At 39.2% G+C, this 11,115-nt stretch carries 8 protein-coding genes; 7 read left to right on the forward strand and 1 reads right to left on the reverse strand.

Annotated elements, in window-relative coordinates:
• On the reverse strand, positions 1 to 566 hold a 566-nt coding region (locus tag AC1DDX_RS15100), incomplete at its 3' end, for a cupin domain-containing protein (protein ID WP_477622220.1).
• Between the two features lie 155 nt (positions 567 to 721).
• Between AC1DDX_RS15100 and AC1DDX_RS15105 the strand changes: the two genes are divergently transcribed.
• From AC1DDX_RS15105 to AC1DDX_RS15135, 7 genes are all read left to right on the forward strand, one after another.
• Positions 722 to 1,537 carry a phytanoyl-CoA dioxygenase family protein gene (locus tag AC1DDX_RS15105; RefSeq protein WP_337715755.1) on the forward strand — a complete coding sequence of 272 codons (816 nt, stop codon included), beginning with the start codon at positions 722 to 724 and terminating at the stop codon, positions 1,535 to 1,537.
• A 27-nt stretch (positions 1,538 to 1,564) separates the two neighbouring features.
• Positions 1,565 to 2,665, forward strand: coding sequence for a glycoside hydrolase family 2 TIM barrel-domain containing protein (locus AC1DDX_RS15110; protein WP_172660852.1), 1,101 nt, complete (start codon positions 1,565 to 1,567; stop codon positions 2,663 to 2,665).
• A gap of 89 nt (positions 2,666 to 2,754) precedes the next feature.
• Entirely contained in the window at positions 2,755 to 3,342 is a 588-nt protein-coding gene (locus AC1DDX_RS15115) for an RNA polymerase sigma factor (RefSeq protein ID WP_337715753.1), read from the forward strand.
• Positions 3,343 to 3,403: 61 nt separating this feature from the next.
• Positions 3,404 to 4,579, forward strand: a complete 1,176-nt coding sequence (locus AC1DDX_RS15120) for a FecR family protein (protein WP_337715752.1) — start codon at positions 3,404 to 3,406, stop codon at positions 4,577 to 4,579.
• A gap of 223 nt (positions 4,580 to 4,802) precedes the next feature.
• Positions 4,803 to 8,231 (forward strand): TonB-dependent receptor, encoded by a 3,429-nt coding sequence (locus AC1DDX_RS15125; protein ID WP_216854371.1) that lies wholly within the window; start codon positions 4,803 to 4,805, stop codon positions 8,229 to 8,231.
• 24 nt (positions 8,232 to 8,255) lie between these two features.
• On the forward strand, positions 8,256 to 10,127 hold the full coding sequence (locus tag AC1DDX_RS15130) for a RagB/SusD family nutrient uptake outer membrane protein (RefSeq protein ID WP_337715750.1): 1,872 nt from the start codon (positions 8,256 to 8,258) through the stop codon (positions 10,125 to 10,127).
• Between the two features lie 32 nt (positions 10,128 to 10,159).
• A partial coding sequence (locus tag AC1DDX_RS15135; protein WP_477622221.1) for an IPT/TIG domain-containing protein occupies positions 10,160 to 11,115 on the forward strand: 956 nt, incomplete at its 3' end.

Genomic DNA, 11,115 nt, shown 5'->3' on the forward strand with positions numbered 1-11,115 from the left:
ATGTAACCCAGAACTATATTGATTCTTTCTGGTTTCGCTGACTGATGCGCCTTTGTTTCTTGTTTGTCGAGTAATTTGTATTCTTTGGAAATGGCGAGGGTATATAAGATTTCTAAAAATTCTATAAGTCGCTTAAAAGAATTTGGTTGTTTGGCCAAAAGAATTAATCTTTTGGTTATTTCTTCTGCAGTATTATTTAAAAACTGTATTCCATGCTTGCTTCTCTCCAGCAGATGTAATATTTGAGATAGCTCTGGCTTGGCCAGGAAATCTGTACCTAAAAAATCATTGTTAAATTGAACAACTACCGATGCAACATCCTTGTCTTGTTCTTCATTATTTTCAATTTTCCAGCAATGGGGAAGATTTGAGCCTATAAGAACCAGATCCCCACAGCTGTATACATCCATATGATTGCCAACATAACGATTACCCTTACCTTTTACAATAAGTGTAAGTTCATGTTCCGGATGAAAATGATAAGGCGCAGTAAACTCCGTGAATTCACGAAGGAGAAAGGAATTATCATTATATGGGTCTAATGCTTCAAATGCGGCTCGTGCCATGTTAATTATTTCATATTCTCATAAAGTTATCGGTTTATTCTTGCAAATAGATAAAAAAAACCATTAAAAGGCCAATTTACTCCTTTTGCGGACTAACGATAAACAGTTACTTAGTAATTGAAAACACCAAATGTAAACCTAAATCAAATAGAGCCATGTCGACAATTGAATTGCCTAAATTAGATCAGTATCGGGAAATAACTTATGCACAGGCTGCTGCATTCCGTCAGAACGGACACGTTTTAATCCCAAATGTACTTGATGCTGAAGAAGTGCTTATTTACAGAGATGTAATAAAAGAAGCTGCTGATAAGTTCAATACCGAAAAGAGAGATTTAGCCGAAAGAGATACTTACGGTAAAGCTTTTTTGCAGATAATGAATCTGTGGGAAGTAGATGAACAAGCGAAGAAATTTACGCTTGCCAAACGTATGGGGAAAATTGCTGCAGATTTACTTGGCGTAGAAAATGTACGTATCTATCATGATCAGGCCCTGTTTAAAGAACCTGGAGGTGGACCTACTCCGTGGCATCAGGATCAGTATTATTGGCCACTGGATACGCATAATACCGTCACTATGTGGATGCCTTTGGTAGATATTAATGTAGAAATGGGGATGCTGACATTTGCGTCTGATTCTCATAAAAAAGGGGTAGTGTTTAATTACGAGATCTCTGACGAATCGGAAGCTGAATATGAAAAATATGTTAAGGATAATGACTTCCCTATAATGCGTTCATCGACGATGAAGGCCGGAGACGCAACCTGGCATTACGGCAATACCATTCATAGTGCTCCCGGTAACCAATCTGACATTATGCGTGAGGTAATGACTATTATTTACGTCGCTGAAGGCGCACGGGTGGCCGAACCTAAAAATAGCTGGCAGGTAAATGACCGTGAGCGTTGGCTGATGAATGCACCTATTGGCGATTTGGTAAAGTCAGAAATTAATCCACTAGTGCTATAGAAGGCTCTCAATTTTTTAAACTTTGTAATGAAAAAGATAGCTTATGCAATAAATTTACTATTGCTGTTACTATTCGTTTGTCCGGTTACGGCCCAAACAGATCAACGCTGGCCAAAGCAGAAAATATGGGATTGGTACAACAAGCAGCCATTTTATTGTGGCTTTAATTATATCCCGGCTTATGCCATTAATTATACTGCTATGTGGGATAAGACTAGTTTTGATGCCAAGACCATTGATAAGGAACTTGCCCTGGCAGAGAAAACCGGACTTAATTGTTTGAGGGCTGTACTTCAGTATGCAGTTTATGAAGATGATCCGGAATATTTTTTAAATACCCTGGATAAGTTTCTGGCGATTTGCAATAAGCATAATATTAAATTTATGCCTGCTTTGTTTGATGACTGTGTTTTTGGAATTGAGCATGATCCTAGAGTAGGAAAGCAACCGGAGCCGCTTAAAGGCTGGTATGCCTGGGCGTGGTCGCCAAGTCCGGGTCACAGCATGGTTGTTGATTCTACTACCCATCCCCGCATTGAAAAATATGTTAAAGCTGTAATTGGGCGCTTTAAGGATGATAAACGCATTTTTATCTGGGACTTGTACAACGAACCCACAAATGGCGGACTGGGGTCTGCTAGTTTTCCCTTGCTTAAAAAGGTTGCTAAATGGGCACGCGAAATCAATCCTTCACAGCCAATAACAATTGATATATGGAATGGCGATAACCGGTTGAATGATATTGCGCTTGCAAATTCAGATATTATTTCTTTTCATAATTATGGTAATAAAAATGACCTGACCAAGCAAATTGTGGAACTTAAAACGCAGGGCAGACCCTTATTTAATACGGAATGGATGAACAGACCTAATGGATCGGTAATCAAAGATAATCTGGCTGTTTTTTATAATGAGAAGGTTGGCTGTATGTTATGGGGCCTTGTAAATGGTAAAACGCAAACAGACTTGCCGTGGGGGCATCGGCCTGCAGATCCTATTCCTGCAGTATGGCAGCATGATCTTTTTCGGGGTGACTTTACACCTTACGACCCTCAGGAAATTGAATTGTTAAAGGATTTCGCTTTAAAATCCAGAAACAGCAGTTATTTGCAGGAGCATCAGAAATAGTGGCTGCTCGTTAAGGGTTGTGGTTGAGAATTAATAACATATATAATTTGCGTTAATTTTTTGTAGTTTCGGCTTGGGAACCAAACCGAATGAACATTTATAATAATTACAGTGAAAAGAAACTAGTTACACTTCTTAGGGAGGGTGATGCGGATGCTTTAAGCAGTCTTTATTATTTGTATGTGAAACAATTAAAATATTTTGTGCTAAGAACAGCAAAGTCTTCGCTTCTTGCTGAAGATGTTGTTCACGATACTTTTATTAAGGTTTGGGAAAACAGAGATAAAATAGATTGTGAACAGCCATTTAAACCCTATCTGTATACTATTGCGCGCAGACACCTGCTTAATCTGTTAAAACGGGCCCAACATGAAACAAGCATAGTGGAGGAGATGCGGAAAAACGTAATTGGCGAGGAAAATGCTACGGAGCTTCTGCTTGACTATAGCGAAAGCAGCTCGATATTCAATGAAGCCATAAAAAGTTTGCCAGAACAGAGAAGAGAGGTGTTTATCCGTTGTCGCATACAAGGATTAACGTATAAACAGGCAGCAACAGAACTGGGTATTTCTGAGAGCACAGTAAATAATCAAATGGTAAAAGCGCTTAAATCAATAAGGGGATTTATCACTATGCGCAGTGCAGTAATCGTACTAATGGCTGCAATAATAAAATAATTATTTTTTTAGGATAGATGTATCGTTACTCCCATTTGTATTAGTTACAAAAGGAGAGAAATTGAACAACGAAATCATACACCTGTTTACAAGGTATTTAAATAATCAATGCAGTAAAACCGAACTTGAAAGGGTTTTTAAGCTCATTGAAGAAGGAAGTAATAAAAGTGAATGGGATTTTGTGCTCGCAGAAGAAGCTTCCAGATTGGTAGGTAGTGACCATCGGGCAGAAATGTCTTTAGATGAAATCACCAGACTTTACGGTAAAATACAAGATAGCATTAGTGAAGAAGGGCATAAAATTGTTGTTCTTCGGGACAGGAATTTGTATTGGAGAAAATTTGCTGCTGCAGCAATCATTCTGATCACTTTAAGTGTAGGTACTTTTTACTATTCGTCCAGACTAGATACCAAGTCTGATAAATTGGTTCATGATGTAGCTCCTGGTGGAAATAAAGCGGTACTCACCCTAGCGAATGGAAAGAAAATAGTTCTTACTGATGCTAAAAACGGAGCGCTGCCCCCACAATCCGGTGTTACAGTTACTAAATTAGCCGATGGGAAAATTGTTTATACCTTAGAACCAGGTAAGGTTGCAAATGCAGCCCCCAACACTATAGAAACACCAAGAGGGGGCCAATATCAAGTGGTTTTACCAGATGGAAGTAAAGTGTTTTTGAATGCAGCATCTTCATTGACATACCCAATCTCTTTCGTTGCACTGAGGGAAAGACGAGTGGAATTAAAAGGTGAGGCCTACTTTGAGGTCGCGAAGGATAAAAGCCATCCTTTTATAGTTAAGACACAAAATCAGGAGATAAAAGTTCTGGGAACTCATTTTAATATCAATAGTTATGCTGATGAACCATTGACCAAAACGACGCTTGTGGAAGGATCTGTGTTGGTTAAGGCCTCAGGTATACAGCAAATACTTAAACCCGGAAGTCAGGCTATAAATGGATACGATGGGTTAAGAATTGTCGAGGCAAATATGGATGAGGTTTTGGCCTGGAAAAATGGATACTTTATGTTCGATAGTGAAAGTATCGAATCGGTAATGAGAAAGATTTCGCGATGGTATAATATAGATGTGGCATTTAAAGGAAATGTTTCCAAAGACAAATTTGGCGGTACAGTGAGTCGTTTTGCGAATGTGTCACAAGTACTCAGAAAATTAGAATATACAAATAAGGTTCACTTTATAATTGAAGAAGGGAGGATTACAGTTACCAAATAACTACATAAAATCAATAAAGTAATCTTGGGTTTAGCGAATTGTTTTGGTAAAAACTGCCCTCGCTAACAGAAAATAAAAAAAAGCCAGAAGTGCTTGCAACACAACTGGCTAATGCCTGGATTACTAAGTCAACAAACTTGCGATTCAATCAACTTTAACCAGCGAACCTGTTATTGAGCTTTAATAAGTGCAATAACCAACTCGCTAATAACCAGACCAACAAATGTATAAAAATTATGCTAACCAACTTGGTATGCTCAAAAAGTATATCAATAAACTACTGCTGATTATGCGACTAACCACCGTAATATTAATAGCAACCATGATGCAGGTGAGTGCAGTAGGTTTTGCGCAAAGGATCACGCTTTCGGAAAAAAAAGCGACCCTTAAGCGTATTTTTAAGGAGATACGAAAACAAAGCAATTATGATTTTTTATATACCGAGGAGCTATTGCAAAACGCAAAGACGGTAGATATCAAAGTTAATTCTGTGGAACTGAATGAGGTACTGGAAAAGATTTTCAGCGGCCAGCCCCTGTCTTATACTATTGAGGACAGAACTGTTGTGATTAGAGAAAAGGTTAACGGCCTTTTAAAAATAAAGCCCGTTGTTGCCCGGGCTATTGACATACGTGGCCGTGTGCTGGATCCGCAGGGCAAAGGAATACCTGGTGTAACAGTTCGGATAAAGGGTGAAACAGGCGGCGGGACTACCAACAGTAATGGAGATTTTAGCATTGCTGTTACTTCGCCTAATGCTATCCTTATTTTTTCTTACACTGGTTTTATTACTCAGGAAGTTTCTGTTAACGGTCAGAATGCCATAAATGTGGTGCTTAAAGAGGCAGTTGATGAGCTTTCGGAGGTTGTGGTAGTGGGCTATGGTACCCAGAAAAAGATTACGGTAACCGGTTCCATCAGCTCTGTGAATATGGCTGATATGAGAACCCCGGTTGCAAATCTTTCTAACGCATTGGCCGGAAAAGTAGCTGGTATTATCTCTATGCAATCAAGTGGAGAACCTGGGTACGATAATTCACAGTTTACTATTCGTGGTTTGGGAACATTTAACGGTGGAAACACCTCGCCGCTTATCATCGTGGATGGTGTTCAGCGAGATGATGTGAACAGTGATTTTGGGGGTTCATTTAATAACATAGATCCTGAGGATATCTCCAGCATTTCCCTGCTTAAAGATGCCTCTTCAACAGCAATGTATGGTGCAAAAGGCGCCAATGGCGTATTGATCATTACCACAAAAAGAGGGGTAGAGGGTAAACCTAAGATCTCTTTGAAAGCTGAAAATGGGTTGACCGGTTTTACGGAAAGACCAAAGATGCTGGATGGAATTCAATATATGGAATTGTTAAATGAAGCCAGAACCAATATGGGGCTTCTGCCTAATTTTTCTGAGGAAACTATTCAGAAAACTGCGAGCGGTCTTGACCCTTATCTGTATCCAAATGTAAACTGGATAGATGAGGTATACAAAAGTCATTCTTCATTAACTAATGCGCACTTAAACATAAATGGGGGTACTGAATCTGTTCGATATTACATTTCGACCTCTTTTTATAATCAAAAGGGCCCATATAAAGTTTCAAATTTGAATGGTTTTAATCCCAATCTGGATTTTAAGAGATATGACTTTAGAAGTAATATTGATGTAAATGTGACTAAAAGTACTTTGCTTCAGCTAAATCTTGGGGCAATGTTGGTAAATTCCCGTTACCCGGGTATTTCTGCAGGTAGTTTATGGTATCAGTCTTATGCTACCACACCAGTTGCCTATCCTACAAGATATCCTGATGGTAAATGGGCAGGCCCCACAACAAATGGTGGTTCCAATCCTTTAAATGAGGTTCAGAACAATGGCTACTCTGATGAGTTTAGGCCTGCAGTTCAATCCGTATTTACTGTAAATCAAAAATTGGATGTGGTCACTCCTGGTTTGTCGTCTTATGCAAGATTTTCATTTGACAGTTACGGACAGTTTGATAACAGAAGATCAGGTATAAACGACAATTGGCAAGCGATTGGTCGTGATGGTAATGGCGAATTGATGTTTACACAGACGAGAATTGGACAGCAATTTTTAGGTTATGGTCGATCTTCTGCTGGTGAGCGGATGATGTATTTAGAGGGGAATATTAATTATGATAGAACCTTCGGAAATCATCGATTTGGCGGAATGTTTTTATATAATATGAGGAACAGGCTGAAAAGTACAGCTGAGGATGTGATTGGCTCCATTCCATTCCGTAATCAAAGTTTGGCCGGAAGGATTACCTATGGCTATATGGATAAATACTTACTTGAAGTGAATGCGGGGTACACGGGTTCCGAGAATTTTGAAAAAGGTAAGAAATTTGGAGTTTTCCCTTCAGTATCCGGAGGCTGGGTGATCTCTAATGAAAGTTTCTTTAAACCATTTACCGAGACGTTCAGTCTTTTAAAACTTCGTGGTTCTTATGGTGTTGTGGGTAATGATAATATAGGTACTGGGAATAGATTCCCTTATTTAACACAAATTGGTGGAGGTGGAGGTACCGGATTCGGATTAAATGGAACATATTATGGTAGTTTAACTGAAAATTTAATAGGTATTGAAAACTTAACCTGGGAGAAGTCTTACAAAGGAGATATCGGACTTGAGATCGGTTTGTTTAATAAGTTCAACCTAATTGTTGATGCTTTTGATGAAAGACGTAAAGATATTTTAATCAGAAGAGAATCAATTTCTTCAATTGGCGGCTTCGGTTCAACTGCGATCTTTGCCAATTTAGGTGAAATGAGTAATCGGGGTATAGATGCAAGTATTGAGTATAATGATCAGATAGGCGCCGTAGGTGTGCGTGTGTTTGGAAATGTAACCCACAGTAAAAATAAAATTACTTTTGCAGACGAGCCTAAAAGAAAGTTTGCCTACCAAAGCGCGGCAGGATATGCATCTAATGAATTTATGGGGTATGTTGCTGACGGATACTTTACCGATCAGGATGATATAGACTCACGTCCGGAACAAAAATTCGGGACAGTGCAGCCAGGGGACATTCGTTATCTGGATCAGAATGGAGATGGTGTTATTGATGCCTATGACAGTAGAAGGTTAGGTAAGTCGCCTTTCCCTTCCTGGTTGTATGGGGCTGGTTTCTCTTTAGCTTATAAACGATTCGATCTTTCGTTATTTTTTCAGGGAGTGGCTGATGTAGGGATTATGGCAAATGGATCAGAGATTAGGGGAAATGGCATGGGCGTAGACGGGGTAGGTGTGATACCTTTCTCCGGCTTAGGTCAATATCAAAACAATACCCTGGCTAAAGTTTTAGATAGATGGACCCCGGATAATCCTCGTCAGGATGCATATTATCCTCGTTTAACTGTGGGTGGTCTTTCCGATAACAACTATTTAAACAGTACACACTGGCTTAAAGATGGTTCTTATATCCGTTTAAAACAGGCTTCTCTGGGATATACACTTACGTCAGAATCTATGAAAAAAGCAGGTGTACCGGTATTGTACTTTTATACATCAGGTCAGAACCTGCTGACCTTCAGTAAATTCAAAATATGGGATCCGGAATTGGGATCTAATGGTGCAAAGTATCCCATTACAAGAATGGTAACTTTTGGTTTAAGGGCGCAGTTTTAATAACCATTACTTAAAATGATTACAATGAATAACTTATATAAAAACTTTCTATCTATCGGCAGTATTGCACTTTGCATATTGTTGTTTAGTCTTGGTTGTAAATATTTAGATAAAACACCTGATAATTTGCTTACTTCTGATATGCTTTGGCAAACCAGAGCAAATGCGGAATCCTATCTGAATCAGATTTATAGTCATGTTTCAATTCCAGCAGATACCTATAGTATGCTTGGTGCAAGTGATGAAACCTCATGTAGTATCCAGGGGGTTGCCGTTCGTAAAATGATTACTGGAAATTGGAATGCTCAGAGTAATTATTGGTATTACTGGGGTGATAATTATGCCGGTATCAGACAAAGTATTGTATTTGAGCAAAATATTGATAAAATGTCTGAGAGTTTAATCGGTGCAGATTTGAAAAAGCAATACAAAGCAGAAGCTATCTTTTTAAGAGGTTGGTTTTACTGGAAATTATTAAGACAATATGGGCCTTTTGTTAAGGTGACTGAATTATTGAGTCTTAATGACGACTATAATAAATATCCTCGTAGTCCATTTAATGAATGTGTTGATCACATCAACTCCTTATTAGACAGAGCAGCGGCTGATTTACCTGATGCCTGGTCTTCTTCGGTAAACTATGGCAGAGCAACCAAAGCATCCTGTCTTGCTGTTAAATCGCAAGTAACCTTATTAGCAGCGAGTCCGCTGTGGAATGGCAACCCAAAGTTTGCAGGGTTTAAAAATAATGACGGTACTTCTTTAGCGCCGTTGCAGTATGATGCAAATAAATGGAGAGCAGCTGCTGATGCCGCTAAAGCGGTAATTGACCTGCAGGGTTATAAACTATTTACAAATATTGATGAAGGTGATGCTCAGTTTGATCCGTACCTATCTTTCCGTAACCTGTTCCTGACAAACTGGAACAATGAAATACTGTTCTCTACCAATATGGCTGGTTCATGGCAATGGGGACATGAGGTGCGTTGTGCACCTAAACCAGGTGGATTTGATATGCAAAATGCAACGCAGAATGTTGTAGATGCCTTTTATATGCGTAACGGAAGGACTATTGATGATCCACAAGCTCAGTATGTGGAAACAGGTTTTGTGCAGTCCGATGACCCGGCCAACTGGGGTAAATCCAGAGATGGCTTAAACAGAGGTTATGTTAAAGGGAATTCAAATATGTACGTTAATAGGGAAGCACGGTTTTACGTGAGTATTCAATACAATGGTAAACCAGTTCTACCTGCGCCTACTGCGGATGACAGGAATTTCTTCTCTTCAGACGCAAATAAGGATGGTACCGGACGTGCTGAGTTTTACTACTCAGGAAAATCGGGCGTTGGTGTAAACAATAATGGAGATATTACCGGTTACGATGTGTTAAAAAATGTGAGCCCTGCTTCTAATATAAGAACCAGTTCTGTGACCTACCGTCCTTTTATTCATCTGCGTCTTGCTGAAATGTATTTGAATTATGCAGAGGCATTGAATGAGGTGGAGCCAAGTAACACGGATATATTAAAATATGTGAATCTGGTAAGACAGCGGGCAGGTGTGCCTAATTTGGAAACTGTTTATCCGGGAGCTGTAGGCAATCAGGATGAAATGAGGAAATGGATTTTGAGGGAAAGGCAAATAGAATTGGCTTTTGAAGGTGATAGGTACTTTACCTTGATCAGAAGGTTGATGATGGGGGATCCCAAAGTGCAAAGCATTTATAGAATGAATACCATTACAAACGATGGTAACCAGGGTTTTGCTTTTGCTGATTTTAACAAAAGAACCTTGCTTCAAAACAGAACCTGGACTGATAAGATGTACTTATTTCCTATTGCACAGGATGATATTGATAAAAATTCATCTTTAGTACAAAACCCGGGTTGGTAATGGATTCATCATTTATTAATACGTATAAGAATATGAAAAGATATATAAATGCTTGCTTACTTATTGCCGCTTTCCTGTTGGTAGTGATTGCAGGATGTAAAAAGGATGAAGGATTTAAACATGATGATTCCTCTCCAATAACAATTGATAAAATACTTCCTGAGAAAGGTAGTGGTGGTACTGAAATATTAATTAACGGAAGTAATTTTACTACCGATACCTCAAAGATTAGGGTAACACTGAATGGTAAGCCTGAATATACAAGAACTGTAACTACACTAGCCGGTTCTGGAGTTGCAGGATTTGCAAATGCGCAAGGTACAGATGCCATGTTTAATTTTAGTGGGGAATCCTGGTACAGGGCCAGTGGTATCGTTGTTGATGATCAGCTTAATGTATATGTAACCGATGTAGGTAACCATTGCATTAGAAAAATTGATAAGGATGGCAACGTGACAACTTTTGTAGGTAATCCAACGAGTGGCGGTTATGCCGACGGGAAAGGCACTGCAGCTAAATTTAGTATTCCTTATGGGCTTACAATAGACCCTGAAGGTAATTTGTATTGTGTTGATCCTGGGAATTGGGACATTAGAAAAATAACACCTGATGGTACAGCTAGTCTTTTGACCTGGGCGAATCAAGAGCCCTGGAGTGTGGTTTTCGATAAGAAGAGCGGTAATATTTTTTATGCAAGTTGCAATTCTCCAGGTAATGTATATCAGGTGACACCAGCTGGCGTAACGAGTCAGGTTATTGCAGGGTTGAACTATCCATCAGGACTTGCTTTTGATAATACGGGGAATCTGTTTGTTACTGTACATGGAGATCAGGTCATTAAAAAATACGAATCCTCTAACTGGATCGGCACAACCGCAGCAGGATCTGGGTCGGTTGGTTATGAAGATGGACCAGCTTCATCCGCTAAATTTGCCTATCCATGGGGTTTGACAATAGATGCCTCAAATAATTTGTACATAGCTGGAAA

This window comes from Pedobacter sp. 10L46_2 (assembly GCF_056395165.1).